Source organism: Chryseobacterium ureilyticum, from assembly GCF_900156735.1.
GTDB classification, from domain to species: Bacteria; Bacteroidota; Bacteroidia; order Flavobacteriales; family Weeksellaceae; genus Chryseobacterium; species Chryseobacterium ureilyticum.
On sequence record NZ_FTOL01000001.1, the window covers coordinates 824,968 to 851,948 of the forward strand.

Here is a 26,981-nt window from a genome sequence, read left to right on the forward strand (position 1 = left end):
AAAACGTTTTTAACTCATTAAAATCCAACGTTTATGAAAGAAATCTTTTTCGCAATTTTATTTGTATTCCTATCAAATGGATGTTTTGCACAATCGGAACAATCTTTTATTGAGAATTGTATTCAAAACTATATTAATGGTACATCTTATAATGAGCCTGATCATATTAGTAAGGCTTTTTATGCCGAAGCCAATCTTTTTTTAAGCCACAAAGAAAAACCTTTATGGATTGTTCCCATTTCAGAATATGTTAACTGGTTTCAAAGAGGAAATAAAGGAGAATTTAACGGTCGCATAGGAAAAATTATCTCAATAGAATATTTTAATGATATTGCTATAGCAAAAGCCGAGATTCTTATTCCTGAAAAAAAACAAGAATTTATGGATATGTTCTTGTTAAAGAAAATTGAAGGTAAATGGAAAATAATCAGTAAATCAGCAAGTAGTAAAGCCAGCAATAAAACAGGTAAAAAAATACTATTCATTGTTTCCAATGCTCATTATTACGGAAAATCTACAATTTCAACGGGCAATAGTTTTGCTGAAATCGTAAACGCTTATGATACTTTTGTAAACTCAGGGTATACTGTTGATTTTGTAAGTCCGAAAGGCGGTGATATTCCTTTAGCTTATATCAATACCTCTGATAACTTACAAAAACAATATTTATACAACAAAGACTTTATGTACGCTATAGAAAATACTTTGAATCCTAAACAAATTGATTATAAAAGCTACAAAGCAGTTCATTATATTGGTGGTGGAAGTGCTATGTATGATGTTCCTGAAAATTCAGACATTCAACGTATCGCGATGCAGGTATATGAAGATAACAAAGGTATTATTTCTTCGGTATGTCATGGAACAGCAGGTATTGTTAATTTAAGAACTAAAAATGGCAAATTCTTAGTTCAAGGAAAGACAATAAGTGGCTATCCTGATTCCTTTGAAAAACAGGATGGTGAATATTTTAAACATTTTCCATTCTTAATTCAGAAGACCATAGAAGAAAGAGGAGGGGCTTTTAAATTTTCAAAAGGAAATGTATCTCATGTTGAACAAGATGGTCGAATTATTACGGGACAAAATTTTCAATCATCAAATGGCGTTGCTCTGAAAATTATTGAATGGATTGAGAAAAATAATTAGGATAAAACATCTCATCAGCTAGTACAGGTTCACGTGAGTGCGTTTTCTGAACAATTTAAGTTTACTTTTATTTAAAATTATACTTCTGCTGCTCAAAGTCTCCTGATTTTGAACAGCGAGGTATAATGAACCATATAGATTGACCCAAAATATACTTTAGATGTTCGCAAAGCAATTCTGTCAAATTCGAGTTTGTTTTTTAAAAAAATCAACTATTATTTATCAATATGTTTCTTTAAAAAAGCAAGACTTCCTTCAGCCAGTTCCAGTGCATTATAAGGTGATTTCTGCCATAATGAAACCTTTTCCTGCATTCCCGGAACTGAAGAACTGAAATTTTCAAGAACCAGATTTCCTTCAAAGTTGATTGCTTCTAACGCAGAGAAAAGTGCTTCCCAATTTACATTTCCTTCTCCCAACATACCACGGTGAGATTCTGTAACATGGATATGTTTTAGCCTTTTTCCAGCACTGATAATTGGGTCATAAAAATTGTTTTCCTCAATATTCATATGAAAAGTATCAAGGTGAAGAAAGAGATTATTTTTTTCTGTCTTTTTAATAAGCTCCAGAACATTTTCTGCGGTATTGCAAACATAGGATTCATAGCGATTGATAGGTTCTACGGCGATATCTATAGTTCTTGCTTGGGCATAATCTGCTACATTACACCATACTTCGGCGATGATTTCTTTTTCGCTATCCATAAGGGGCTTTCCGGTAAAGACTCCTATCCCGCTATGCAGTACCCCAGCCAATAGACTCGTTTCCAGTTCATCAACTTTATCGATTGCTTTTTTGATGAGTTTTTCTGCAACATCAGGATAAAATGCAATATGGGCATCTTTTGGAAGGTTTAATGAACATACGGCTTCCAGGTGATTTTCTTTGAGCTGTTTTTTTACCGTGGCAGCATCAAAGTCCATTGAATTTGGCAACAGTATTTCGATGAGATCAAACCCTGTCTCTGCGGTTCTTTCTATAGCATATCTTCCTGATTCGGCATTCCATAACGGAGTGATCCAGGAGAGTAGGGAAGCTCCTAATTTTATATTCATCATAATTTTTTTATTTTTAAAAAGTTCATTATTCTGTTTGTATTCGAAATAAGTCCCGAATATTTTTGCTCCTGCCTATACATCCCAATCGCGTCTCATAATATTTCTTGCCTCTACAAAAGCTTCCGGTAAGGCTACAATCATCCCTATATTAGATTTTGAATCTACATTTCCAAGAAAAGTTCCGCCGGAATAAAAGCTTAATCTCGCCCACATATCAATCTTTGTACTTGTTGTACTGTCACCGCGAACTAATAGGACTAAAATGAAAAGCCTGTAAAAAATCAACATAATCTCCCTGATTCATCCTTCCTCCTAAAGATCCTGATTATTCAGATTTAATTGTCTTCCTGTTGTTCCCAAGGAAAGATTCTTGTTGGTGATGGTATTCTGGACATTAATTTTCCAGCTGATGCATACAAGTAAAATGCACCATCCTCATACAATCTTCATTTTCATACGAATTACTTAAGAGTTTTAGGCTTATAGAATTTTAATGCAAACAACAAAATTACTGCATAGCACAGGATAGGAAGTAGATAAGCATGGGCGATATCTTTCTCTGCAATTCTACCCATGATCGGAGGAAAACAGCTCCTCCAAACATCGCCATAACCAGGAATGAGGAAGCTTGCTGGACCTTTGATCCCAATCTTTTAAGACCGAGACTGAAAATTGTAGGATACATTACGCTCAGGAAAAGGTTGAGTAAAATAAGACTTATGAAAGAGACCCAGCCAAAACTTTGGGAAATAACCAAGCAAAGAATAATATTACATGTTGTAAATATAGCCAGTAGCTTATTGGGAGCAATGAATCTCATCAGGAAGGTCCCGATAAATCTTCCAATCATCATCATAGCCATACTCAAAGAAAAATAACAGGATGCCTGTATTTCAGGAAGGTGCATTTTTTCTACTCCATAATTGATAAAATATGCCCATGTCCCGCCTTGTGCGGCAATATTGAAAAATTGGGCAATAACTGCAAATATAAAATGCCTTTGTTTATAGAGTGGCGCATGAGGATCTGAAATAGATTCTTCTTCACCTTTTTCATTTTCTAAAATCAGGATGTCTTCTGCATGAGAATCTTTGAGATCCGGTACTCTGATGAAACTGAAAATAATAGTGATCACCAAAATCACAATGCCAATCCATGTATATAGATTTTTTACAGAATTCAAAGAACCTGATCCAGAATCTGGAGTTCCGAAAATAAAATAACCACCCAAAAGAGGACCAATAATAGCTCCTAAACCATTAAAAGACTGAGCGAAATTCACTCTTTGGTCACTCGTTCTTTCATCACCCAAGGCAGCAACAAAAGGGTGTGCCACAGTTTCAAGCGTTGCCATTCCCATAGCAAGAACAAAAAGAGCTAATCTGAAAAAATCAAAGGAAGAAGTATCAGCTGCCGGAATAAATAAAAATGCCCCCAAAGCAAAAAGGGAAAGCCCTAAGATGACACCCGATTTATAGCCGAATCTTTTCATAAAAATACCAGCCGGGATTCCCATGAGTGCATACGCACCAAAAATAGAAAGCTGTACAAGCCCTGATTTTGATTTTGAAATGTGAAGAAGATTCTGAAAATGCTTATTAAGTACATCCCCCATAGTAAGCGCAATAGCCCAAAAGAAGAATAGAGAGGTAACAAAAGACAGGACAATATAATATTTCTTATCTGTAAATTTTGGAGTAGCCATAGTATGTGTTTTAAGAAGTTTTACAGCAGTTATTTTCTCTGAATGTTCTAAATTCTTCATAGGTGTAATCCGGGCACGCTCCTGATTTTGAAGTGATGAAAGCACCTAATGATGTTGCCTGTTTCATAATTTCTTCCGGTGATCTGCCTTGGATTCTTTTAGACAGAAACCCTGCAAGAAACGAATCTCCACTTCCTACTGTATCTGCAATCTCAATATGAACTGCCGGGAAATTATAAGAGGTACTGCCTACAAAATATCTGGCACCTTTACTCCCTTTGGTAAGAATGATTTCATTCAGGTCAAAATAATTCTGAAGATGTCTGATACTTGTATCTTCATCAATATAATCTTCGCCAAGAAATTCCAGAATGGTTCTAAGTTCTGCTTTATTCATTTTGACAAGATCGGCTTTATGCAATAGTTCCTTTATGAAGTCAAAATCAATGAATGGAGGACGGAAATTAACATCAAATATTCTGAATTTTGAATGTTCCAAAAGTTCAAGTAATGTTTTTTTGGAGACTTCATTTCTGGCGATTAAACTTCCAAAAACAAATGCCTTAGAATTCTGAATCAATTCTTTATGTTTAGGAAGAGCCTCAATATAATCCCATGCCACTTCTTTTACAATTTCATATTGAGCCTCTCCATGCTCATCGAAATTTGCAAGTACAGTTCCTGTAGGTCTTTCCCGATCTACCTGTATAAAATCTGTTGTTATTCCCCACTGATCAATTTGATTGAGAAGCTGTTGTCCTAATGTATCATTCCCGATTCTACTCAGCATTTTTGTATCAATTCCCATTTTAAAAAGATTGTAAGCTACATTAAATGGAGCACCTCCAGCTCTGGAACCGGAAGGGAAAATGTCCCATAGAACCTCTCCAAAGCATACGACGTAGTTAAATTTATTTGTATTCATATTAGGTTAAACGTTTAAGTTAATATGTAAAAAAAATGTTTGACTGGAAATTAGGTTATTGTAAGGAGGCTTTAGAGACAAGTTTTGCTGATAATGTAATCCTTTTTCCGGTTTCTACATAATTGTTGATTTGCCCATCCAGCAATTTAATAGCCTCTTCAGCCATTTCTTTAATAGGCTGTTGAATATAGGTGATCTCTGTTGGAAAAAGTTCATAGGCATCAGTTTCATCAAATGCTACTACAGATACCTGTCCCGGAACTTTTATATTATTTTTAACAAGATAGGAAAGACCAGCTACAGCAAGTTTATTACTGGAGAAATAGAGCGCTTTATTTTCCGGTGTTTTTCCCAGCAACTTTCCTAACTGTAAATGTACTTCTTCAGCTATATTTTCTAATCCTACCAAAAGATACTGCACATCAACTGGTTTTTCTGAAGATTTTATTGCCTTTTCAAAACCGTGCTGACGGTCCAGCAGGTGTGGAAGCTCAGTTTCATAACCTATATAGATTATTTTATTAAAATTCTTACTGATGAGTAAGTTGGTTGTACTTTCTGTTATTTCCTGGTTATCAATCGTAATCCTGGGAATGGTAACCCCTTTAAGATACCTGTCAATGGTTACAATAGGGTATTTAATATTGATGAGGTTTTCAAGTGTTTTTTCTGACCCGGATACCGGAGCAACGATCATTCCGTCCACTTGTTGTTGTGAAAAAAGCTCTATAAGTTTTTTAAATTTTTCTGCATTTTCATCAGAACTACCAATGATTAAAGTATAGCCTAGTTTTAAAGCCTTATCTTCCAGGCTCCTCGCCATATGTGAATAGAACTCATTAGAAATATCTGCTACAATAAGTCCCAGAAGCTTTGTTTTATTGGTTTTAAGGCTTTTTGCGATCTTATTGGGAGTATAGTTAATCGTTTCAGCAACTTCAAAAATTTTTTTCCGCGTCTCTTCACTAATGCGTTGTCCTTCCTTTCTGTTGAGAACATAAGATACTGTGGCTACGGAAACTCCTGCCAATGTAGCAATATCTTTTATAGAAGGTCTTTTCATTTAATCGTTTAAATCACAAAAGTATTTCATAAAATAGGAAAAAAACAATAGCAAGATTTTTTGGTGGTTTAAGAAAATAATGTAATTTCGCGAATTTTTTAATCATAATGTAATATGCTGTTATTCAGCGTGTTGTATTAAAAAGATTGTTTTAATATTAACAAATTGTTACATTATACCAATGTGTCCATTAAATTTGGTTAAACGTTTATCCAGTAATTTTTTTAATGATATATTGATAGGATCTTTGTATTATTATATGCTTTCAGAGTATTAAACATATATTCTCAAGGAAATTTTTTAAGCATCATTACTATTACAGCTGCTCATTTCTTTACCCAATCTGGAATACTTAAACGGATACACTTGATATAACTGCAAAATGAGGAGTGCTGAAAACTGATGAATTACTGCTCGCGCTTTAATTAACTGAGTTAAAAACAAGCTTGATATAGGAGATATCTATTACTTACATACCTACCGCTTCTTTAAATTGGGATAGATTATCATTGGAAAAATCTATTACTGAAGAAAATAATTTTAATATTTTTTTAACATAAGAATTATTTTTTAGGCACGAAGATTGTTTATTTATATACCAATTACTAAAATATTATATTATGAATAATTCAGATTACAACAAAGCGGAAAATGCAGTAGATCAAACAAAAAACTCTTTAAAGAATGCAGCTGATGATGCAAAATGGAAAATCAATGAGTTAGCAGATAAAGCTAAAGATTATATCAATGAAAAAAGAGATAATGATCAGGAAGCAACTCAGGAAGATTGGTTAGATAGAGTAAAGTCAAACTTTTCAGATGCATGGGAAGATATTAAAGATAAGGCTGATGAAGCTTGGGAAAGTACCAAAGATGCTGCAGAAGATGTGAAAGCGGAATGGAGAAAGAAAACCAATTAATGGTAGCTTAATAGATAAATGCCCGGGACTTCTAGTTCCGGGCATTTATTATTTTAGTCAATATTTTAGTTTATTTATATCTTAAATTATTATTGTCTGTAGATAGCAAATTTATTTCTTCGTGTAATTTTGTTCATTCTATATTCATTGTTTTTTTTGTTCCGTACTTACTTATCTGAGCAGCTTATTTTATTTAAAAATTAGTTTATTAATATTCTTTTTAATTTGTTTATTAGTATATTTGTGTTCAAATATTAAAAACGAATATACATATATCAAACAGATAAAATCATGAATAAAGTGAATGTTTTTTGGTTCAGAAGAGATCTTAGATTGGAAGATAATACAGGGCTTCATCATGCGCTTAATTCAGGGTTAAAGGTTATTCCGGTTTTTATTTTTGATACTGAGATACTGAACCAGCTTCAGAATAAAAATGACAAAAGGGTAGATTATATTCATCAGGCTTTACAGCAGGTTCATAAAGAGCTGAAAAAACACAATAGTGGACTGTATGTTTATTATGGTAATCCGAAGGAGGTCTTTGAAAAAATAATCCAGGATTTTAATATTGATACTGTCTTTAGCAACAGGGATTATGAGCCGCAAGCCATACAACGGGATCGGAAGATTGCTGATTTGCTGTTGAAGCACCATATTCAATTTAAAAATTTTAAAGATCAGGTCATCTTTGAAAAAAATAATATTTTAAAAAATGACCTTTCTCCCTATACTGTTTTTACTCCCTACTCAAAGAAATGGAAGGAGAATTTGAAAAAAATAGAAACGGTTACTACAGATTGGGCTCATTTTGAAAATTATAATGGACCTTCAGAAATCCTTTCATTAAAGGAAATTGGATTTGAGAAAACAGATCTTGAATTTATAAAACCAGAGCTGGACAGCAGTATAATAGATTCTTATGATAAGTACAGGGATTTTCCTGCAAAGGATCGTACAAGTCATCTTGGAACTGCACTTCGTTTTGGAACTATTTCGATCCGGAAATGTGTGCAATATGCAGTTAAACATAATGAAGTATGGCTTAATGAACTTATCTGGAGGGAATTCCTCATGCAGATCCTATATCATTTTCCAAGTGTTGTTCATCAGTGTTTTAAAAAGAAATATGAAAATATTGTTTGGAGAAACAATGAAAAAGAATTTAAAGCCTGGTGTGAAGGTAAAACGGGATATCCAATTGTAGATGCCGGAATGAGACAGCTCAATGAAACCGGATTGATGCATAACAGGGTTAGAATGATCACGGCAAGTTTCCTTACCAAGCATCTGCTTATTGATTGGCGGTGGGGAGAGGCTTATTTTGCTGAAAAATTGCTAGACTATGACCTGGCAGCTAATAATGGAAACTGGCAATGGGCTGCGGGCTGTGGTTGTGATGCTGCACCTTATTTCAGGATATTCAATCCCTATGAACAAACAAAAAAGTTTGATAAAGATATTCAGTATATCAGAAAGTGGCTTCCGGAAGATTATAAGGAAGAACCCATTGTAGAGCATACAAAAGCCAGAGAAAGAGCTTTAAAAGTTTATAAAGAAGCTTTGGCAGAATAACAGATAGTACAACTATTCACTAATAAATAAATAACATTGGCTAAAAAAGGAATTTTATTAATCAATCTTGGTTCGCCGAGATCTACAGCGGTAGAAGATGTAAAGGAATATCTAGATGAATTTTTGATGGACGAAAAGGTAATTGATTACCGTTGGATATTTCGGGCGCTTCTTGTTCAGGGAATTATCCTGAAAACAAGACCTGCCAAATCTGCCGAAGCTTATAAAACGGTTTGGACGGATGAGGGTTCACCATTGATTGTTATTACCAAAAAGATTCAGAAAAAGCTTCAAAAACTAATGGACGTCCCAGTGGAAATAGGAATGAGATATGCTGAGCCAAGCATTGAGACAGGGATCAGGAATCTTGTTGAAAAAGGAATAACGGAAATTGTGCTGTTTCCCCTTTACCCACAATATGCCATGAGTACCACTGAAACTGTGATTGAAAAAGCAGAAGAGGTCAGAAAGAAGAAATTTCCAGGGGTAAGAATCAATTACGTACAGCCTTTTTATAATCGGGATCTATATACGGACTGTCTGGCGGAAAGTATCAAAGAGAAACTTCCAGAAGATTTTGATGCTTTATTATTTTCTTACCATGGTGTTCCAGAACGGCATATTTACAAAACAGATCCAACAAAGACGTGTAATATGAACGATTGCTGTCATAAGGATACGAATCCCAGTCATTCATTTTGTTATCGTCATCAGTGTTTTAATACCACAGATAGTGTTATCAGAAAGCTTGAATTGCCAAAAAGTAAAACTATTGTTTCTTTTCAGTCGAGATTAGGAAAAGACAAATGGATAGAACCTTATACAGATCATACATTAGAAACCATTCCACAAAAAGGAATTAAAAATCTTGCAATTGTTTGTCCTGCATTTGTTTCCGATTGCCTGGAAACCCTGGAAGAAATTTCCGTTGAAGGAAAAGAGCAGTTTCTGGAAGCTGGTGGTGAAAAATTCACCTATATACCTTGTCTGAATGATGAGGACCGTTGGATTGAAGTTATTCGTATATTATGTGAAGAGCAGCTTAATCAATTCTATTTACTATAGTTTTGATTATATATTGCGTAACTTTTTAAGGAATTAGGTATTTTTGTAAACTATTTAACGGATATGAATTATACACTTATTAAAGATTTTATAGACTTGCTACAGGAGTTTGAAACCGAAGTTCAAACATCTCCTGCTTCGTATCCGGGAACTATTCAAGGCTTTAAAGAATGGATTTCTGATAAGAATCATAGTAATAAGCAAGACCATGCTGAAGAACCTTATTGGGAAGGGAAGGAAAATGGAAGAACGGCGGAAAGTGCCATAAGTACATTGCTTGTGCATCTTAACCGATATGCGAAAACCTACTCAAAGTCTGCCATCTCAGATTCAGAATTCTCTACTCAGGAAGATTTTATTTATCTGATTAATCTGAAGGCTTTTGGTGAGATGAGTAAGATGGCGCTTATTAAGAAAAATATTCATGATAAGCCTGTGGGCATGCTTATTATTGCCAGGCTTTTACGTCAGGGGCTTATTGAACAGACAGATTCTGATTTGGATAAACGCAGTAAACTAATCCGTATTACAGAAAGAGGATTATTGATCTTAGAAAGTCAAATGGAAAAGATTCGTCAGGCAACCAATATCGTAGCCGGAAATCTTAACCATCATGAAAAGATGGAGCTTATTCGTATTTTAAATAAACTGGATCGTTTTCATTATCCTATTTTTTCACGAAATATCAATTCTGATCAGCTTATCAATACGGTATATGATGAGTATGCATTTAAGAATTCTTGATATTTCCAAAGTATCAGCCTTGCCTTACAACCGGCTCCTAAAGCTCATATAAGAATATAGTTACCTTGTTTTATTTTTTTACATTGATCTAAGGCATAAAAAATGCCTGAAGCACCGGTATAGCCTAGCAGTCTTTTAAAGTATTGCTAGGCTAATATATTATAGAGTTTAAACTATCTCCGTGATGAAATTCGGTTCTGGAAAACCACATCAAACAACCCAAAATAATAGAATTTGGTGATCAGATGTGAAACGAAGAAAATAGATACAAATTATAAAAAGGTCACAAAATAGTAATTTGTGCCGGCAAGAAAAAAAATATCAAAAAATATTAATTCAGATTATAATTAGCAATAACAAGACTCAGAATGAAATGAACATAGTTTTGTTCTGCTTCTTTTCTGTTAAGCAGTTTGTTTTTATATTCGTAAGAACTCAGTACTCTTGCTAATCTTTGATACGTTTCAAAATCATCTCCCTTAATCTTAACTCTTGTATTGCCATCTTTTCTGCTGATCATCTCATTATCTATAGTTCTTACCTTAAATAAAACCTCACATAATGTAGGACGAGCCTTCATTGATCCTATATATCTTTCAACCAGATTAATCTTGAATGCATCAAATATGATGTTGTGAAAAACAATTTTAGAGTTAGGCTCCTGCGTATTGAGCTCAAGCTTATAATTCATTATAAATTAAATTTCGGTAAATATAGGTTTAATTATGCCAAAAAATAGCTTTATTTGATAGAACCTTCCCATCATAATGATCGATTTTTGCCTAAATTATCTTAAATGTAACTCATAAAAAGGTCTTTTTTGCGAATGAAAAATTTAAAAAATAAAGAATAAAAGGATGAAATATATTGATAATAAGGAAAATAGAAAAATCTTTTAAAACTTAAAAAATTAATCTTTCAAAATAATAATTCAACAATATTTGAAATGTTAAAATAAAGTTAAAATTTTTATAAACATAATTTGATATATTTTAGAATAAGATAATACTCGGAATGACATCAAAAGAATGAATTCCATACTATTTCTAAAAAGAATAAAATAAAGAGATAAACATATCTTGAATATCTCTTTTCTTGGTTAGATTAACTAATTTACTGTTTTGAAGCTTCTTCAGCTTTATATTTTTTTGCTTCCTCCAAAATACCCTGATAAGTTTTGTTTTCCATAGATTCTCCCTTCAGTTTTGATCTTATCAGCCACGCTGCAAATAAACCTGCATCCTGTTCGTTCCATTTTTTGCTTTTGACTATAGCTTCTAAATCCTCAGCCATAGTAGCTTCATTATATTTTTTGTCAGTAGGATTGGAACAGGCAGTCAGAACTACCAAGCCACATAGAATAAAAATTTTCTTCATGATATTAATTTGTTTTGATGATTAGTTTTTACAATAATAACTAAAAAAAAATAAAGTGAAAACAGATTAAATACAAAAATAAAAACAGCATTATTAGAGTTCTAACAGTGCTGTTTACATCTAGTGTTTTTACCAAGTGATCGGTATCCAAAATGATCATTTGTGTTAATACGGCAATTGTTTTTGCAGTCTCAAATACCTAATCATTAATTGTATTAATCATCATTTCTTCACACTACTTTTACTGAGGGAACCATCTGACGGAGAATTTTCAACCCATTTACCTCGTCGCCAGCTATTGCCGTTTGCTGAAGTTCTTCGTTTAATCCTACGTGTGGTCTGGAACTTTAATTCATTAAATATTAATGTAATCAAAATTGTTTTTCATTTTTTTTAACCTAAATGGTGCTTTTCTATATATAGAATGGTTTAGTTTGGCGCAAATATACAAAATAAGACACTATGAAGTGTCTAAAATAACAAAAAAAATTCATAAACTTGTAGAATTGAATGACTCATCATGGAAAGAAAATCAGCAGCAGGCAGTATCCGGAATAAAGAACGTAGTAAAAAGAAATTTTTGGACGCGGTTGGAAAAATTCTGAAAACCAAGGGTTATGCAGGATTAAAAGTCAATGACATTGCTTCTACAGCAGGAGTAGACAAGAAAATGATCTATACCTATTTTGGAGGAATGGATGGTCTCATCGATGAATATATTCGTTCACAGGATTACTGGATTAAAGTTACAGATGACAAAATCGATAAAATAATACCGGACATCAATGATGGCGGAAAACAGTTTATTGAAGAAATGTTGCTGTCTCAATTTGATTATGTATATAAAAACAAAGAAGCACAAAAACTATTGCTTTGGAGTATATCCGAATCCCGAAAGTCTTTGAGGAAACTTATTGACACTCAGGAAGAAAACGGAGAACATATTTTTGATAATATTTTCGAGCCTCATTTTCAGGAAAAATCTGAAGATTTCCGTGCAGTAATGGCTATTATGGTTTCCGGACTCTATTATCTGAATATGTTTGCTTCTGTAAATGGAAGTATTTTTTGCGGTCTTGATATGAATTCTGCTGAAGGACGCGAAAGAGTTAAAAAAGCAATATCCTTTTTAGTGGAACAAAGTTATGATAACTTGTAAATTTTATATGATCGTTGCTGCTTATAGCAAATGATTTAAACTTACCTGCTTTTAAATAAAAACAGCACTATTAGAAATCTAGTAGTGCTGTTTACATTTAGTGCTTTTACCCTTAGTGTTCGAAATAGTTTTTACTTTTTCTCATCCTAAACAGTGTTTTGAAATATATAGAATGGTTGTTAGTTTGTGCAAATATATAAAAAAAATGAAATAAGACACTAATAAGTGTCTAAAGTTTTAAAAAAATTCATAAACTTGTAGAATTGAATCACTAACCATGGAACGAAAATCAGTAGCGGGTAATATCCGGAACAGGGAGCGGAGTAAAGAAAAATTTCTTGATGCAGTAGGGGAAATCCTCAGAACAAAAGGACATACAGCATTGAAAATAAATGATATTGCAGCCACAGCAGGTGTGGATAAGAAAATGATTTATACCTATTTTGGCGGCATCAACGGTCTTATTGATGAGTATATCCGTTCTCAGGATTACTGGAGTAAAATGACTACCGAAGAAGTTGAAAAAATTAAACCAAGATTAGATGATGGGGGAAAAATATTTATGGAAGAAATGCTTCTTTCCCAGTATGATTATGTTTACAAAAATAAAGAAGCTCAAAAGCTGCTACTTTGGCGCCTGTCTGAATCCCGAAAATCACTGAAGAAACTTACTGATACCCAGGAAGAGAACGGAGAATATATTTTTAACCTGATGATAGACTCTTATTTTGAAGATCGTTGTGAAGATTTTCGTGCGATAATGGCTATTATGGTTTCCGGGCTGTATTATCTGAATATGTTTGCTGAAATAAACGGTAATATTTTTTGCGGAGTAGACGTTGACAGCCTTAAAGGACGTGATAAAATTAAAGGAGCCGTATCTTTCCTGTTGAAACAAAGCTATGACAACTTATAGTGTACTGGATATGTTCACCTCTCTTTTAAATTTTAAATAACAAAAGAGGCAATTGCTTACCTCTTTACTTATTATAATTTACAGATGATTTACTCTTTGTGATAAGGACATCCTACTGGTGGATTGATTGTGTTGCCAGTAATAGGGTCTGGTTTTGCGAAGAACTGTTCTTCGATCACTTTTCTCTGATCTTCAGGAATATCTTCCAGTTTACGGAGTGTGTTGGTCTGAATATGAGGCCAGCTTGTGGTACCTCCATCATTTCCAAAATCAAATTCAAAGAAAACAATTTGCTCATATTGCAGCTGAAGAATTTCTTTTCCATTTTCAATGACAGTTTCTATCCACATATGCATATCCACATTCACAGTGGGAACGAAGCGGTTTACAAACGGAACATTCAAAATTCCACCCTGTGCACCGGTTTTCATTTTGGAAGTCATTTTAACCAGAACATAATTACTTACTTCCTGACCTTTTAATGTATCACGAAGTCTCAAATCCGGTCTTACAGAATAAGGATACAGATCATCGGCAAGAATTCGCTGAGTGTAGATTTTATTAGAGCCTTTGTCGTTTACATCATCCAGAGTTTCATGTACCCAGTCTGGTGCTGGCTTATCAAGATCGATAAGATCATCAGGCTTTACTCCTGCGCCTCCCATTGTACGTGAAATAGAAAGATGTTTAGGCTGCCATGCTTCTTTGCCATAAGGGAATACAGGAGAACCTGTGATCAGATAACTGTTTCCCTGAGGAGCAATATCACCCAGTAAAGTAATAGTACTGCCATGAGGAATGACGCCGCTTCGTGAAATAGAGTAGTCGGGGATGAAATAAGGACCATCAAGCCCAGCACCCGGCTTTAATTCCTGTGCCGGAATGATTTCATAATAAGGCTGTCCCGGCTGTAATTCACTTTGAAGAATATATTTCTTTTCCTGCCCATCCGGAGAAATTCTTAGAAGAGGTTCATCTCTATATTTTCCTTTATAACCGTAGTTTTTCTCATCCGATGTTGAAACAGCATGGATACCACGATCTTTTTCAATGGATTCTTTGGTGGCAGCATGGTTATAAACATCACTCAGCCAAAGGTACATTCCGTTTTCTTCATGAATAGGAGTATATTTTAAAGCATCTTGTCCTTCTACGGTATTTACGCTTTTTATGGTTTGTTCATATTTAACAGCCCCACAAAACAGTTCACTTGCACCCCCACGGTTTCGAACTCCTCCCGGCACCAGAGAAAAAGTTAATTTTTCAATATATTCCTCACAGTCAAAACTGAACTTTCCGGGAATCGTTCCCGGGTTTGTACCTGGAGAAGGCATAATGGTGGTATGAATTCCACTAGCTAATGAAGGCTTGGTAATATTGTTGTTGTAGTTCACATTATAACTCACCCAGGTTCCGTTCAGGGCTTCCAGAATACCATAATCTACATTTCTTCCTATTTCATCAAGATTTTCTTCTTTAAAAGGAGTCACAGGATCATCAATGGCAAGCTTTGAATAGCCATCCATTAACTGTTCTAAATACCCTCGGTTTTCACTTACTCTTTGACGGAGAACCTGTCCATCCGTCCCAAGATTTTCTTTTTTACGTTTAAGCATGATATATTAGTTTTATGATTATAGATCGATATATTCAAAAGTAGGTCCCGCATTATACTGAGAATCCAAAGGCTGTTTTAATAGATTAACAGCTTGTTCCTTCAGGGCATACATGTACATAATTGATTTTTCAAGTTCCCGTTGGTTACCTTCCACAGCACTTTGAATTGCATCTAATAACTTTCTATAAGTTTTATTGAATTCAACTCCCTGAGCGTGTAATTCTGCATTACCGGAATAGTCACTCAGTTTAGGGTTTTCTTTCATAGGATAAGCCGCATTCCAGTTAACTTCCAATGCTTTTCCTGTTGGAGGAGTTGTTACAGGCATCATTCCATTCTCGTCCATAAAAGGCTTGTAGTTTCCACCTACGTAAAAATGTTCATGGAAGATCTCTTTAAATCTGAAATAATGCGCCAGTTCTGCACCCTCCTCAAACTGAGACGGATCCACATCAAAAATAGAATCATCAGCGCCTTCTCCCTGACCTTTGATTTCCTGGAAAACAGCGATTACACCTTCCAAAGCTTCTACAGAATGTAATTTTCCACCACTTCCGTAATATTGCTCAGGACGGATTTGTTTTGAAGGATCTCCGGTGAAAATACCTCCCGTATTGATATCATTGAAGCTTTGTGGAAGCGTACCATGCTCGTTGTAATAAGCGATAATCTGGAAAATGGTGATATAGAAAAATAAAACATCATAATACTCACCAATGGTATGTACGTTTTCCATAATGAAACCCTTCATATTTTCCAGAGTCCAGAAATTGCTTTCCTGCTGTGCTACAGATCTTGAAGCAAATACCCTTTCTGATTCAACTTCAGGAGCTGATTGTGGTGCTTTTACCAAAGGATTACTTGGACTTTCAATCGCAATAAATGTAGCAATGCTATTGGTAGAAAATGTTTCTAAACCTACATAGAAATCGACATTCATAGGCAATTTCATTGGATAAGTAGGGTAGTTTTGCTGCTTATTGACTGAAGGTTGAATATTAATAGCATTCAAAACATTACAGACCATGATCAGGTGCAGCATTTCTTCTACAGCAACACTTCTGATGATTTGAGATGCCAATGCATTAGTTCCGTCCTGAATAGAATATAAAGCGGTAAGGTAAGGCGGAATAGTAGAGTGCTCAATAAGAATAGCTGTTTGCAGCAGATCCTGTAAAACCGGGCGGTAATCTATATCTTTTAGTCCTTTTTTTCCTTCAGGAAGTTCGGAACTAAATTCAGATCTTAAATACTGATCGAATTCTTTAACCTGGTCGTTAAGCAAAAGATTAGTTAAAATTTTACTGTGATGTTTCAATCCTTCAATCCATTCTTCTCTATTGATATTGGAATCAAATAATAAAGATTGTAATGATGTAGCTTCAGCAACAACGGCGCTTCTGCCAGCGATTCTGGAAGATGGTGATGAAGTTTCCTGTGGTTCTGTTTTATTGATAAGTCTTTGTCTCATGATTTTAATTTTTAAGTTGAGTTTCAAGGTCGGCTAATATAGATTCCACCGAACGAATAGTGAATGCAGATAAAGTTAAAGTAGGATTTGAAGTTCCCAGAGTGGTCATATTTCCAGCCCCTACGATATATAAATTCGGGTGATCCCAGGATTTACAATAGCTGTTTGTGACAGAATCATCCGGGGAAGAACCCATTCTGTGAGTTCCTACAATATGACCCGCTCCGTTGTAAGAATATCTTACTCCATTGTACATGACAGAGTTTTTATCTGCCTCGGTGTAAGAAGTGAAATCTTTAATTCCCAGTCTTTCAAACATCTGGTCCGAAGCTGATTTTGCCTGTTCCATAGCCTTCATTTCATAATCTGTCAAGGCATAATGAATTACAGGGCGCGGAATTCCTAAAGCATCCATATACTGATCATTAATCGTCACTCTGTTGTTTGGGTGTGGAAGCTGCTCAATTTCAAAATGAAATAAAACCTGGCGGGAAAGCCTATCTGTTAAAGCATTTCGTAACTCTGCCCCAAAAAATCCCTTTTCGATAAATTCTCCCACATCAGATCCTGGAGAAAATGCTGGCCAGCCCCAGCCCCAATTGTCAAGCGGAGAAATCCAAGCAGAAAAATCTCCTCTGAAATTTCCATCACGGAAAGACGAAATATTGGTAGTAGAACCAGGACCTCTGTACGGATAGACAGCTTCAGGGAAAAGCCCCCATGTAAGCATCACCATATGATCCATCAGGTTTCTTCCTACCTGATCACTACGGTTAGCCGCTGTTTTTTCAACTTTTTTGCCGTTTTCCATTACCATGTATTTAGAATTCAATAAAATCTTTGGATTCTCAAAAGCATTGGCTGCCAGAATAACAATTGTGTTCGAAGTATCGAATGCTTCTTCAATAAAATCCGTTTTATCCTTTGAAGTATATCTTCTTACATGAACTTTTGAAATTTTATCCTTATCATTCTGATCTACACTTAGCTTGTAGACAACACTCTGAGCCTTTATTTCGAGATTATGATTTCTGCTGAGGTTGTTGTTGTCGTTGATCTTGTATAGAGCTTTTTTCAAAGTCTTTAATGCATTATATTTAGCCTGAACAGGGCAGATCGGTACACATGAAGCATTTCCTTCACAGCGTTCACCCATATAAGGATTCCAGACGGAGCCTAAAGCTTTATATTCCTCTTTTTCAGAACTGTCTAGAACAAGTTTGTAGCCTGTATCCTGTGTTTCAGCTTTAATGATCCTTGTATTTCCGTATTTAGGATTCGGAATAGAATTTCTTCCCTGCGGCGATGGTACCAATAATAGCGGGATATTTTCAGAATTTAGCTGAACGCTTGTTCCTGAAAGCCCGTCAATGATCTTTTGATCCATATAACTCTGAGGAATTTCTTCCATCGGGAAAACATAATCACCATAATATTGTTCCATACTTTCAGAAATAGGATATTCCTGTCTCGAAACATTACCGGAAACCCCGATTTCAAACTCTGCCATTTCATAATAAGGCTTTAATTCCTCATACTCTATAGGCCAGTTGATGGAAGTTTTTTCCTTACTATTGGGGTGATCTACTTTAATCCCGTATTTATCCGTAAGCTTAAAGTCGTTAGGGAGCATCCTTGGAGTTGTTCCCAGCCAGTGAAGGGTTGTTCCGCCACCAACTCTGATGGCATCACTGGCAAACGGCATAGGTCCGAACTGTACCAGATACCCAGTTTTGTCAGGAAATGGGGGAGTAATTTGTTCCATATCCAGAACATTCGGTGAAGGAGCCTGTTTCAGATTGGGGTACGGAGAATTGGGAACTTTTGCTGCCTCCATATAATAAGTACGGATATACTCATTATAATTAGTCATGGAGGATACCGAATCCAGTTCCGTTCCGGCTTCCAGTCCGGCTTCAAACATCAATACAGATAACTCTTGAATGTTATCAGACTTCTGAGCATCTGCACGATGAACCATTTTTCCTTTTGTGCTGTCAAATACATGATCGGTAAGAAGTTTTGCGATCAATGATCCTGCGATCCCCGTTCCTACGATGATCACATCTTTTTTTATTTCGTTCTGGCTCATGAGTTACTGTTTACAGGTTGAATATTCCACGATTTATAACCAGGTTGTTTAGCACCAGGCGGATGAGCGTGCATAACGTTCCAGACAAGACCTTCTTTATAAGAGCGGTCATTAATATAAGCACCTTCCCAGGTTCCCAGATACCAAAGCGTCATCAGTTTCCCAGCCATATCATTCATCCCGGAATTAGCTATGATTTGTGATGTAATGGCATTCTTTAGTTCATTTTTAGTAGTCGCTTTATCGAGAATGTCTTTGGAAATTGTAAGGAATTCTACGAAGGTGGGACCTTCTAAACTCTTTAAAATGTAGGTGTAATAATCTGTAGCAAGACCGGTAGACTGTAGTTCGTTAGCAGATAATCCGGTGAGCGCTTCTGAGATCGACATAAACACGTCGAAATAATAATCATCGACGTTGAGGATTTTGTTAATAATCATTTCGTTAAAATTTGATGTTAAAGTATCTTCAGCTCCCACTATGAGGAGCAGCCTGTTGATTCACTAAGTCTGTCACACTTTTCGGGATACCATTGCAAAACTCATCTCTTTTTTTAGAAATAATTGTTTGTTTTTTAAGCTATCCATTGTTATCAATTTTGTTTATTCAAAAATAATTAGATATGATTGCAAAAGATTCAGTATTTATACGTAATTTTTATTTGGATGTGTTTATTGTTTCTTTGAAAGCCTTTATATGAAGGGGTTTTGTAGAGTTCTGTTTTCACTTAGTTTAGAATTATTTTAAATAAGCATGAACAGAAATGTTGGTAATTGGTAATAGATTTGAAATGTGATTTATTTAAATTAAACCCTGTTTTTATATAAATTATCAAATATTTAACACATTAAATACCAATGACTCCATATATTTGCGTTTCAACTATTATATTCCCCCCAACATTTAAAAAACTAATAAAAATTGAAAAGGGTAATAAGCGTGATGCTTGTGATTTTATCAGGTATAAAATTATCAGCACAGGATACGTATGTGTTTTTCGGATCATTTAACCGAGATAAAGAGAAAGATGGAATCTATGTTTATAAACTTAATACAGACAAAGGTAAACTCTCGAAAGTAACCTCTCTTAAAGGAATAGTTAATCCTTCATTTTTAACCTTATCTCCCAATGGGAAATATATTTTTGCCTGTACGGAAAGTAAAACGAAGAACGGTGGCAGTGTAAGCAGTTTTGAATTTAATCCCGAAAAAAAGTCATTGACATTCATTAATAGCCAAAAAAGTGGCGGCGAAAATCCTGTTTATGTATCTGCTCATAAAAATGGCAAGTGGCTGATGGTGGGGAATTATACCGAAGGAAGTACCTCTGTTTATCCTCTTACTGAACACGGAAGGATAGAGTCAAGTGTTCAGAATTTTCAGTTTTCGGAAGGAAGTATAGACCCGGACAGACAAGACCGTGCCCATATTCATTCTACCGTTTTTTCTCCGGATTATAATTATGTTTTTTTGCCCGATTTAGGTGCTGATAAGATTAGGGCTTATAAGTTTGATAGCAATAAACCAGAACCTTTACAAGCTGCTGAAGTACCTTTTACACCCACTACTCCGGGAAGCGGACCAAGGCATTTTACTTTTCATCCAAACGGTAAGTTTGCTTATTGCATTGAAGAAATGGCAGGAGCGGTGAGTGCTTATGCATACGAAAATGGCATTTTAAAAAGTATTCAGAGGATGAATACACATTCAGATGAGACCAAGGATAATTTTGAAAGCTCAGACATTCATATTTCCCCGGATGGGAGGTTTCTATATGCCTCGAATCGTGGAGGTGAGAATAATATTGCCATATTTTCAATTCAAAACGATGGAACACTGAAAACAGTAGGGTATCAGCCTACAGGTGGAAAACATCCAAGAGTTTTTGCTATTGACAGTACCGGAAAATTTTTAATCGCCACTAATGCTGGTAGCGGAAATGCTACCGTGTTTAAAAGAGATCCCGAAACAGGATTATTAAAAAAAACAGGAAAGAGTGGGAGAATGGAGAGTGTATCTTCTGTGCAGATCAGGAAATATTAGGAATTTTAACGCAAAGCAAAATAATAGTGTGGTTTTTTTTTTCGCTCGCTATGGCACTTCGTTCAGCAAATGAGAGTAAGTTCATATTGCTGAGTGAAACGCCTTTGCGCTCTAATTATATAAGCTTTTTGTTAATATCTTCGTGTTCGTTAGCGTTAAGATAAATTACCGCTGTATTTAAAGGTTTGTGCTTAAAAAATATAAAAGCAGTGATTAATTCACTGCTTTTTCTTTTTTAACGGCTTGATTCATAAATAAAATGATTCCAAAAAGTAGGCAGGCAATGATCAGGTATCGCCATGAAAGATCCTTTTGATCTGCCACAGTTCCGCTTACAGAAATAATAAAACTGGTAACGGAAGTGATTACATATACCAAACCACCCATCAGACCACCAGCAGTTCCTGCATTTTTAGGAAAATATAACATACTTGTCGTGAAAAACGAGGTGAACAGAATTCCAGAACAAATATGGATAAAGAATGCAAAAGGAATCATGATGAAAAGACTTTCTGCAAAGTAACTTGTAGCGATCAGCCCAGCAATCAGAATCAATTGAAGGATAATCGGCTGTAATATTCTTGGTTTAAAATCTAATGTTAATCTTCTTTTTCCCAGGAAACCACCTATCATCCATGAAAAACCTAAAATCAAAGTACAATATCCGATTACTACAGGCGTAAAATGAAATGTATTTTCAATAATAAACGGTCCGGTAATATTGAATAGCATCACAATGGAATAGCTTAATCCCAAGATGATGATTCCCAACATAAAGATTTTGTTTTTGAGCATCATTTTATAAAGGCTTATGTTCTCAGAAAGATCAAGTTTCTTTTTCTGTGGAAGACTTTCACCGCTGAAGAACCATTCAAACAGGAATATAAATCCTGCATAAAAAGCCAGAAAGTAGAAGTTAGCGTGCCAGTTAAAAAGCTTTTCCAGATACCCGCCGAGAAAAGGAGCCAGAATAGGACCCAGCGACCAGGTGATTGTAAAATAACTTAAGTAATGTTTTACCCTTTCCGAATCATAAATATCTACAAATATAGCGCGCGTAGCCACAACAAGTACAGAAACTGCAATTCCCTGAAGGATACGAAGCATACATATTAAAAAAATACTGTTTGTAGTAGTGATTAAAATGCTGCTCAGCATTAAAACAAGCAAAGCAATTAACTTAGGACGATAACGACCAATGCTGTCCAGAATTCCGCCCACGAATAACTGGGAAATTCCATAACTTAATAGGTAAGAAGTTAAAGTAATCTGTATATCTTTTTCCGAAACCATCATTTCCTTTGCCATAGAAGGAAAAGAAGGCAGGTAAATATCAGTGACAAACCCCGAAAGAGGGATAGACACAAATGCCATAATGGTTATTAATCTGATGCGTTTCTCAGATGCTTCTCTCAACATATTCATTCATTTTTTACAATGCAAAAATACATCAGGAAATAGAAAAGTGAATTTTAAAAGACAAAGCAAAAATTACAAAATTCAAATATTTAAAAAGAGTTCTTAAATTTCAAAGGTGAAGTTTGCGCATGCTTTTTAAAGAAATTATTGAAATGAGCGGGCTGTTCAAAACCAAGAGTATAGCCCACCTGAGCAATATCCCAATTCGTATATTTCAGCAGGTTTTTAGATTCTTCAAACATTTTTTCCTTAATGATCTGAGTTGTGGTAAGGTTGGTGACAGATTTTACCGATGAATTCAGGTGATTCACATGTACATTCAGGTGATCTGCAAAATCAGAAGCTGTTTTTAAAGCTAATGGATAGGCAGGAGAGTCCAAAGGAAACTGCTTGTTGAGCAACTCATCGAATAACTTATACAAACGTACATTGGCAGGAAGCTCATTGAGGCTTACATCTTCCACACGGTTTTCCAGAGCAAGGTGCAGGAGAGAGGCAAGATTGCTTTTAATCCCACTACAACGAAACGGATACGAAGAATGATTCAGTTTGTACATCTGCTCAAAATACATGGTGGTCAATTCTATCTGTTCCTCATTCAAAAATACAAACGGTTTGCTCCATTCCTTGAACAATGAAGTCTTTTTAAACAGATTAAATTCTGAATTTACATTGAAAAACTCCTGATTAAACAGACACGAGTAGCCTTCCTGAAAATCATCATCACACTGCCAGGTATAAGGAATATTGGGAGATGGGAAGAAGAGTACAGGGCGGTCAACATGAAGTGTATGGGTTCCGTAATGAGCCGTTCCTTTTCCTATAATGAAGCATATTTTATAATAATCCCGTCGGTTATAAGGGCTTTTAAAACTACAATACTTTCGCGGAATAATGTTGAAATGAGACTTTCCGGACTCAAAATCCGCATCCGACATTTTCACAAGACTTCTGCTGGTACGTTTATAATAGTCTTCTATAGTTTCAAGTTGAGCGCTCATTATTTCAGAATTATAAAAATCAAAGATAGGTAAATCTTTTGTCTTTTAGATTCACCTATCCTGATTGATATGACCTTATATATTTTCTTAGTTCTTGCTGATCTGCATTTCTACGATATAAGAAGGAAGCTGAAAAGGATTGGTTTGTGCATTTTCCTTAATGGTGAAACCTGTTTCTTTTAAAAATTCAAGTAAAGGATCTTCAGTAAAAACGTTGGTCCATATAATATCCGTAAATGATACCGCTGATCTGCATTTCTTCCAAAGAGACTGGCGGATTTCCGGAATATCATACTTCTGAAGAAGCACAAATTCAAGCTCTGTAATCCTTTTCTCTTCTGAAAAACTAGGATAGGCAGAACCACTTTTTATAATGCCATATCCTACAGGCTGATGATCGGCATAAGTAATGATTAACTGATTTGAAAGATCATTCAACTCATTGATCATTTTCCTCGGATCCCAATCTTCAATATACTTTTGGATATCCTCTTGCGAAACGCGTTCTTTATATGTATTGTTGACAGATGATTTAATAATAGTAAAAAGATCATTAACCCCTTCGTCAGAACCAATGGTGAATTTTGAAATAACCTCCATGTTTTTTTTATTCAAAATTATAAGATTAAATCATTCGGAATGGATACAGTTTGTTAAATTACAACCGATACAGGTAAGTATTTTGTAAATTTGTTCAGTACAGATCGAAAGAATATGGTGAAGTCCTATGAATATGAAGTTTTTACGGCAGTTATTGAAGAACAGATTCGTTGTGGTATCTTAAAAAGTAAAGATCGCCTGCCTTCTGTAAGAGCAATAAAAGAAAAATATCAGCTGAGTATGAGTTCAGTACAAAGCGGTTTTGAGTACCTTATGATTAAAGGGTTAATCGAAAGCAGTCCCCGTTCAGGTTATTTTGTTGCAGATAAAAGTGATGAAGCCATTCCTGAAATGAAAACAAAGCTTCCCGTTGTTGTTCGGGATGAGGTATTTATGAAAAATATGATGTTGACTTCCAAAAGGGTTTCAGAATCAAGTTCCTTTAATACCGCTGTTCCGGGTGATCTTCTGATTCCGCAAAAACTGATCCTCAGAACCATGCAGGAAGTCATTAGGGAGAAAGGAGCTTCATTATTGAGATATTATCCACCTAATGGACTGGAAGAGCTTAGAATTCAGATTGCCAAACGGATGAGAGGATTTGACTGTAAGCTTAATCCTGATGAAATCATTATTACGGACGGTGCTTTGCAAGCTTTAACTATTGCGTTGAGCGCTGTAACAAAAGCCGGTGATACCGTTGCTGTAGACAGTCCATGTGTATTTTCAGTATTAGAAGTGATTGCAAATCTTGGGTTGAAGGTCATTGAAATTCCGGTGCATTACCGAAGTGGTTTTGATATAGAATATTTCCAGAACATAGCTGCTGAAAGTAATATCCGGGCATTAATTGTGACTCCGAGTTTCCATAATCCAACAGGGATCACGATGACTGATGAAGTTAAGAAGAAAATTGTAGAAGTTGCTGAATTTCAACAGTTGTATGTAATTGAAAATGATATCTATTCTGATCTTTATTTTGAAGAAAAAAGACCTTCCTGTATCAAAAGTTTTGACCAAAAAGGCTGGGTGATGATCTATTCTTCCTTCTCAAAAACCCTTGCTCCGGGTATTCGTTTGGGATGGTTACATGCAGGTAGTTCTTATTCAAAAGCGGAAAGAACAAAATTTGTTTTAGGAAGATCAGTTTCTCCTATTTATCAGGAGCTTATCCTTAAGTTGTTGAAAGGAAACAGCTATGAAAGACATTTACGGCAGTTTCGTAAAAATCTCAGTCAGCAGGCGGCTCAGTTGCTTGATGTGTTAAGAAAATCATTTCCTGAGGGCTCTTACTTCCACAGACCACAGGGAGGTTATAGTATCTGGGCGCAAATGCCGGAGAATATGGATATGAAAAAATTCTATCAGTATTGTGAAGACAACAGAATTTTATTTACCCCCGGAGATACTTTTTCCTTTACAGATAAATATGATCACCATTTTCGTGTCGTTTTTGCAGAAAGAATCACTTCAGAAAGCATTCTTTTATTAGAAAAGACAGGGGGAAAAGTGAATGATTTTCTCCTTTAAAGCTTTATCATTCCCCATACTTTACATCTTTATTTCTATCAATCTGTATCTGTGGAATATGGTCTGTTATTTGAAAACTTATGCCGTCAATCCATCTTTCTTGGACAAGATCAATATCTTCCCCGTTAATCATATGTTTTTGAAAAAAATAACTGATGTCTCTATCCAGGTATTTCTCCACAAGATTCAGAAATAATTCATCAGTGAATTTTACTTTCTTTTCAGTACATATTTTTAGCAGCTCACGCATCAGGTCATCCAAAGATTTTTGACCATTGGTTTTCAGCATAATCTGATTATCCAGCCAGAATGCAAAAATAGATCCTCGCCTGTAGGGAACCTTTTCTACCTCTCTGCTTTTCCAGAAGTCATCCCTTATTTTATAATTCGGAATGTTTTTCTGCGGATTCTTCCAATGATTTCTGATCACTTCACTATTGAACAGCTTTTGCCATTCATCAAGAGAAATATCCTTTATTCTAAGCCTGTTTTTATAGGTATAATAATCAGTAAAACCTTCACTGAACCAATAGTTAAGCTCCTCATTCTTATTTTTTATTTTATTGCCGATCCATTCATGCATCAGCTCATGATGAAAAAGATACAGGAAAGAATTCTTATTATTAAAAGGATTATTGGTTCCCTGAATCATAAAAGCATTTTTGATTGCAGAGCCTGTAGTACTGTATCCTTTATATAGGCTGTCTTTTTGAGAAACGGTAGGAGTCATGGTTACCGTAAAATAATCCTGATCATAATCTTGCCAGAAATCCCTTTGAGACTGTATCGCTTTTTTAAGATTGGAAAACAGAAAATCATCAGAAAGACCATTATTCCACGATTCCCTTAAAGCAAAATATACAGGCTTATCTTTAATTTTAAAGGAATAAAAACGATAATCTCCACCTATAAAAACAGAATTATAAAAACCTTCCCAGAGCGTTGTTCTGATCTTTTGTTTCTGAACCTGAGAAGCAAAATTATTATGAAGCTTAAACTGCTCAGGGAAACCTATCCATTCAATTGAGAAATCAAACTCTTTGTCATCGGGTGCTTTGGTGAATAACTGAGGAACCACGAAGAGACTTTTACCCAAAAGATGAAAAAAGGTATTATTAATTCTTGGACGGTTAAAAATCTTATAATTCGGATCTTTAAAATCCTGCTTGATATGGTAAGTAAGAGAAAATACAGATCCCCTTTGTTGGTAAACCTTTATGGCATTGTTTTCCGGCTTAATTTCGAAAGTAATACCAGGGTTTTCTTCCTTTAATATGGTAAAGTTTTTAAAAAGGTCATTCTCGCCCCAATTTTCATTAGCATAATAAAAAGATAAAGTGTCAGAGCTTTTTTTGAGTTTATAATCCACCTGTACTTTCAAACCATTTTTAGCAAGATCTTCATCATAGTAAATCTTATAGCTGACCTTATCCTGGGAATAAGCGAGCAGAGGTAAGATGAAAATAAGGAAAAATAGTTTTTTGAACATGGGTTAAGTCGTTTTTCCAAATTTAATATAAAAATAAGAAACAGAATAACGTGGATTTT

General features: G+C 35.1%; 24 protein-coding genes. 9 read left to right on the top strand and 15 right to left on the bottom strand.

Features of this window, described 5'->3' with window-relative positions; translation table 11 throughout:
* Positions 1 to 33: 33 nt before the first annotated feature.
* Positions 34 to 1,149 carry a nuclear transport factor 2 family protein gene (locus tag BW983_RS03460; protein ID WP_076549946.1) on the top strand — a complete coding sequence of 372 codons (1,116 nt, stop codon included), beginning with the start codon at positions 34 to 36 and terminating at the stop codon, positions 1,147 to 1,149.
* A 215-nt stretch (positions 1,150 to 1,364) separates the two neighbouring features.
* Here BW983_RS03460 and BW983_RS03465 read toward each other — a convergent pair whose 3' ends face one another.
* The 5 genes from BW983_RS03465 to BW983_RS03485 form a co-directional block, all read right to left on the bottom strand.
* Positions 1,365 to 2,210 (bottom strand): sugar phosphate isomerase/epimerase family protein, encoded by an 846-nt coding sequence (locus BW983_RS03465; protein ID WP_228408945.1) that lies wholly within the window; start codon positions 2,208 to 2,210, stop codon positions 1,365 to 1,367.
* 72 nt (positions 2,211 to 2,282) lie between these two features.
* Entirely contained in the window at positions 2,283 to 2,498 is a 216-nt protein-coding gene (locus tag BW983_RS03470) for a hypothetical protein (RefSeq protein WP_076549949.1), read from the bottom strand.
* A 220-nt stretch (positions 2,499 to 2,718) separates the two neighbouring features.
* Positions 2,719 to 3,975 (bottom strand): sugar MFS transporter, encoded by a 1,257-nt coding sequence (locus BW983_RS03475; RefSeq protein ID WP_228408946.1) that lies wholly within the window; start codon positions 3,973 to 3,975, stop codon positions 2,719 to 2,721.
* Positions 3,926 to 4,840: a carbohydrate kinase family protein gene (locus BW983_RS03480; protein WP_076549951.1), complete on the bottom strand. Its 915-nt coding sequence runs from the start codon at positions 4,838 to 4,840 to the stop codon at positions 3,926 to 3,928. Before BW983_RS03480 ends, BW983_RS03475 begins: the two co-directional genes overlap by 50 nt.
* A gap of 55 nt (positions 4,841 to 4,895) precedes the next feature.
* Positions 4,896 to 5,903 (bottom strand): LacI family DNA-binding transcriptional regulator, encoded by a 1,008-nt coding sequence (locus tag BW983_RS03485; protein ID WP_076549952.1) that lies wholly within the window; start codon positions 5,901 to 5,903, stop codon positions 4,896 to 4,898.
* A 620-nt stretch (positions 5,904 to 6,523) separates the two neighbouring features.
* Between BW983_RS03485 and BW983_RS03490 the strand changes: the two genes are divergently transcribed.
* From BW983_RS03490 to BW983_RS03505, 4 genes are all read left to right on the top strand, one after another.
* Entirely contained in the window at positions 6,524 to 6,823 is a 300-nt protein-coding gene (locus BW983_RS03490; protein WP_084184293.1) for a hypothetical protein, read from the top strand.
* Between the two features lie 291 nt (positions 6,824 to 7,114).
* Positions 7,115 to 8,398, top strand: coding sequence for a cryptochrome/photolyase family protein (locus BW983_RS03495; RefSeq protein ID WP_076549954.1), 1,284 nt, complete (start codon positions 7,115 to 7,117; stop codon positions 8,396 to 8,398).
* A 36-nt stretch (positions 8,399 to 8,434) separates the two neighbouring features.
* Positions 8,435 to 9,463 (top strand): ferrochelatase, encoded by a 1,029-nt coding sequence (hemH, locus tag BW983_RS03500; RefSeq protein ID WP_076549955.1) that lies wholly within the window; start codon positions 8,435 to 8,437, stop codon positions 9,461 to 9,463.
* A gap of 63 nt (positions 9,464 to 9,526) precedes the next feature.
* Entirely contained in the window at positions 9,527 to 10,207 is a 681-nt protein-coding gene (locus BW983_RS03505; RefSeq protein WP_076549957.1) for a MarR family winged helix-turn-helix transcriptional regulator, read from the top strand.
* 331 nt (positions 10,208 to 10,538) lie between these two features.
* Here BW983_RS03505 and BW983_RS03510 read toward each other — a convergent pair whose 3' ends face one another.
* Both BW983_RS03510 and BW983_RS03515 read right to left on the bottom strand, forming a co-directional pair.
* On the bottom strand, positions 10,539 to 10,898 hold the full coding sequence (locus BW983_RS03510; protein WP_065393178.1) for a prevent-host-death protein: 360 nt from the start codon (positions 10,896 to 10,898) through the stop codon (positions 10,539 to 10,541).
* A gap of 422 nt (positions 10,899 to 11,320) precedes the next feature.
* The gene (locus BW983_RS03515) at positions 11,321 to 11,584 is read right to left on the bottom strand and encodes a hypothetical protein (protein ID WP_076549958.1); all 264 of its coding nucleotides are present in this window, start codon (positions 11,582 to 11,584) and stop codon (positions 11,321 to 11,323) included.
* A 520-nt stretch (positions 11,585 to 12,104) separates the two neighbouring features.
* Between BW983_RS03515 and BW983_RS03520 the strand changes: the two genes are divergently transcribed.
* Together BW983_RS03520 and BW983_RS03525 are read left to right on the top strand one after the other, a co-directional pair.
* Entirely contained in the window at positions 12,105 to 12,743 is a 639-nt protein-coding gene (locus tag BW983_RS03520; protein WP_076549960.1) for a TetR/AcrR family transcriptional regulator, read from the top strand.
* A gap of 277 nt (positions 12,744 to 13,020) precedes the next feature.
* On the top strand, positions 13,021 to 13,659 hold the full coding sequence (locus BW983_RS03525) for a TetR/AcrR family transcriptional regulator (protein ID WP_076549961.1): 639 nt from the start codon (positions 13,021 to 13,023) through the stop codon (positions 13,657 to 13,659).
* 89 nt (positions 13,660 to 13,748) lie between these two features.
* Here the strand turns inward: BW983_RS03525 and BW983_RS03530 are convergent, their stop codons facing one another.
* The 4 genes from BW983_RS03530 to BW983_RS03545 are packed head-to-tail and all read right to left on the bottom strand — an operon-like array spanning position 13,749 to position 19,280.
* Positions 13,749 to 15,275 carry a peroxidase, FMP-type gene (locus tag BW983_RS03530; RefSeq protein ID WP_228408947.1) on the bottom strand — a complete coding sequence of 509 codons (1,527 nt, stop codon included), beginning with the start codon at positions 15,273 to 15,275 and terminating at the stop codon, positions 13,749 to 13,751.
* 18 nt (positions 15,276 to 15,293) lie between these two features.
* The gene (locus tag BW983_RS03535; protein ID WP_139329213.1) at positions 15,294 to 16,748 is read right to left on the bottom strand and encodes a ferritin-like domain-containing protein; all 1,455 of its coding nucleotides are present in this window, start codon (positions 16,746 to 16,748) and stop codon (positions 15,294 to 15,296) included.
* A 4-nt stretch (positions 16,749 to 16,752) separates the two neighbouring features.
* A complete protein-coding gene (locus BW983_RS03540) occupies positions 16,753 to 18,840 on the bottom strand; it encodes a GMC oxidoreductase (protein WP_076549964.1) in 2,088 nt (695 codons plus the stop codon).
* Positions 18,837 to 19,280, bottom strand: a complete 444-nt coding sequence (locus tag BW983_RS03545; RefSeq protein WP_076549966.1) for a hypothetical protein — start codon at positions 19,278 to 19,280, stop codon at positions 18,837 to 18,839. Before BW983_RS03545 ends, BW983_RS03540 begins: the two co-directional genes overlap by 4 nt.
* Positions 19,281 to 19,761: 481 nt before the next feature.
* Between BW983_RS03545 and BW983_RS03550 the strand changes: the two genes are divergently transcribed.
* Positions 19,762 to 20,883: a lactonase family protein gene (locus BW983_RS03550; RefSeq protein ID WP_317048118.1), complete on the top strand. Its 1,122-nt coding sequence runs from the start codon at positions 19,762 to 19,764 to the stop codon at positions 20,881 to 20,883.
* A 213-nt stretch (positions 20,884 to 21,096) separates the two neighbouring features.
* Here BW983_RS03550 and BW983_RS03555 read toward each other — a convergent pair whose 3' ends face one another.
* From BW983_RS03555 to BW983_RS03565, 3 genes are all read right to left on the bottom strand, one after another.
* Positions 21,097 to 22,302 carry an MFS transporter gene (locus BW983_RS03555; RefSeq protein WP_076549969.1) on the bottom strand — a complete coding sequence of 402 codons (1,206 nt, stop codon included), beginning with the start codon at positions 22,300 to 22,302 and terminating at the stop codon, positions 21,097 to 21,099.
* An 89-nt stretch (positions 22,303 to 22,391) separates the two neighbouring features.
* Entirely contained in the window at positions 22,392 to 23,303 is a 912-nt protein-coding gene (locus tag BW983_RS03560) for a helix-turn-helix domain-containing protein (RefSeq protein ID WP_065393187.1), read from the bottom strand.
* A gap of 87 nt (positions 23,304 to 23,390) precedes the next feature.
* Positions 23,391 to 23,903, bottom strand: coding sequence for a hypothetical protein (locus BW983_RS03565; RefSeq protein ID WP_076549970.1), 513 nt, complete (start codon positions 23,901 to 23,903; stop codon positions 23,391 to 23,393).
* A 114-nt stretch (positions 23,904 to 24,017) separates the two neighbouring features.
* On the opposite strand from BW983_RS03565, the gene BW983_RS03570 reads away from it, so the two are divergent.
* Positions 24,018 to 25,433, top strand: coding sequence for an aminotransferase-like domain-containing protein (locus BW983_RS03570; protein WP_076549972.1), 1,416 nt, complete (start codon positions 24,018 to 24,020; stop codon positions 25,431 to 25,433).
* Between the two features lie 7 nt (positions 25,434 to 25,440).
* On the opposite strand, the gene BW983_RS03575 is transcribed toward BW983_RS03570, so the two are convergent.
* On the bottom strand, positions 25,441 to 26,922 hold the full coding sequence (locus tag BW983_RS03575; protein ID WP_076549973.1) for a M1 family aminopeptidase: 1,482 nt from the start codon (positions 26,920 to 26,922) through the stop codon (positions 25,441 to 25,443).
* Positions 26,923 to 26,981 lie beyond the last annotated feature (59 nt).

Coding starts and splice junctions, on each gene's coding strand:
- BW983_RS03475 (WP_228408946.1), bottom strand. CDS start 3,975: ATGAAGAATTTAGAACATTCAGAGAAAATAACTGCTGTAAAACTTCTT.
- BW983_RS03565 (WP_076549970.1), bottom strand. CDS start 23,903: ATGGAGGTTATTTCAAAATTCACCATTGGTTCTGACGAAGGGGTTAAT.
- BW983_RS03560 (WP_065393187.1), bottom strand. CDS start 23,303: ATGAGCGCTCAACTTGAAACTATAGAAGACTATTATAAACGTACCAGC.
- BW983_RS03570 (WP_076549972.1), top strand. CDS start 24,018: ATGGTGAAGTCCTATGAATATGAAGTTTTTACGGCAGTTATTGAAGAA.
- BW983_RS03490 (WP_084184293.1), top strand. CDS start 6,524: ATGAATAATTCAGATTACAACAAAGCGGAAAATGCAGTAGATCAAACA.
- BW983_RS03575 (WP_076549973.1), bottom strand. CDS start 26,922: ATGTTCAAAAAACTATTTTTCCTTATTTTCATCTTACCTCTGCTCGCT.
- BW983_RS03470 (WP_076549949.1), bottom strand. CDS start 2,498: ATGTTGATTTTTTACAGGCTTTTCATTTTAGTCCTATTAGTTCGCGGT.
- BW983_RS03465 (WP_228408945.1), bottom strand. CDS start 2,210: ATGATGAATATAAAATTAGGAGCTTCCCTACTCTCCTGGATCACTCCG.
- BW983_RS03480 (WP_076549951.1), bottom strand. CDS start 4,840: ATGAATACAAATAAATTTAACTACGTCGTATGCTTTGGAGAGGTTCTA.
- BW983_RS03520 (WP_076549960.1), top strand. CDS start 12,105: ATGGAAAGAAAATCAGCAGCAGGCAGTATCCGGAATAAAGAACGTAGT.
- BW983_RS03515 (WP_076549958.1), bottom strand. CDS start 11,584: ATGAAGAAAATTTTTATTCTATGTGGCTTGGTAGTTCTGACTGCCTGT.
- BW983_RS03540 (WP_076549964.1), bottom strand. CDS start 18,840: ATGAGCCAGAACGAAATAAAAAAAGATGTGATCATCGTAGGAACGGGG.
- BW983_RS03545 (WP_076549966.1), bottom strand. CDS start 19,280: ATGATTATTAACAAAATCCTCAACGTCGATGATTATTATTTCGACGTG.
- BW983_RS03460 (WP_076549946.1), top strand. CDS start 34: ATGAAAGAAATCTTTTTCGCAATTTTATTTGTATTCCTATCAAATGGA.
- BW983_RS03555 (WP_076549969.1), bottom strand. CDS start 22,302: ATGTTGAGAGAAGCATCTGAGAAACGCATCAGATTAATAACCATTATG.
- BW983_RS03510 (WP_065393178.1), bottom strand. CDS start 10,898: ATGAATTATAAGCTTGAGCTCAATACGCAGGAGCCTAACTCTAAAATT.
- BW983_RS03525 (WP_076549961.1), top strand. CDS start 13,021: ATGGAACGAAAATCAGTAGCGGGTAATATCCGGAACAGGGAGCGGAGT.
- BW983_RS03495 (WP_076549954.1), top strand. CDS start 7,115: ATGAATAAAGTGAATGTTTTTTGGTTCAGAAGAGATCTTAGATTGGAA.
- BW983_RS03485 (WP_076549952.1), bottom strand. CDS start 5,903: ATGAAAAGACCTTCTATAAAAGATATTGCTACATTGGCAGGAGTTTCC.
- BW983_RS03505 (WP_076549957.1), top strand. CDS start 9,527: ATGAATTATACACTTATTAAAGATTTTATAGACTTGCTACAGGAGTTT.
- BW983_RS03530 (WP_228408947.1), bottom strand. CDS start 15,275: ATGCTTAAACGTAAAAAAGAAAATCTTGGGACGGATGGACAGGTTCTC.
- BW983_RS03535 (WP_139329213.1), bottom strand. CDS start 16,748: ATGAGACAAAGACTTATCAATAAAACAGAACCACAGGAAACTTCATCA.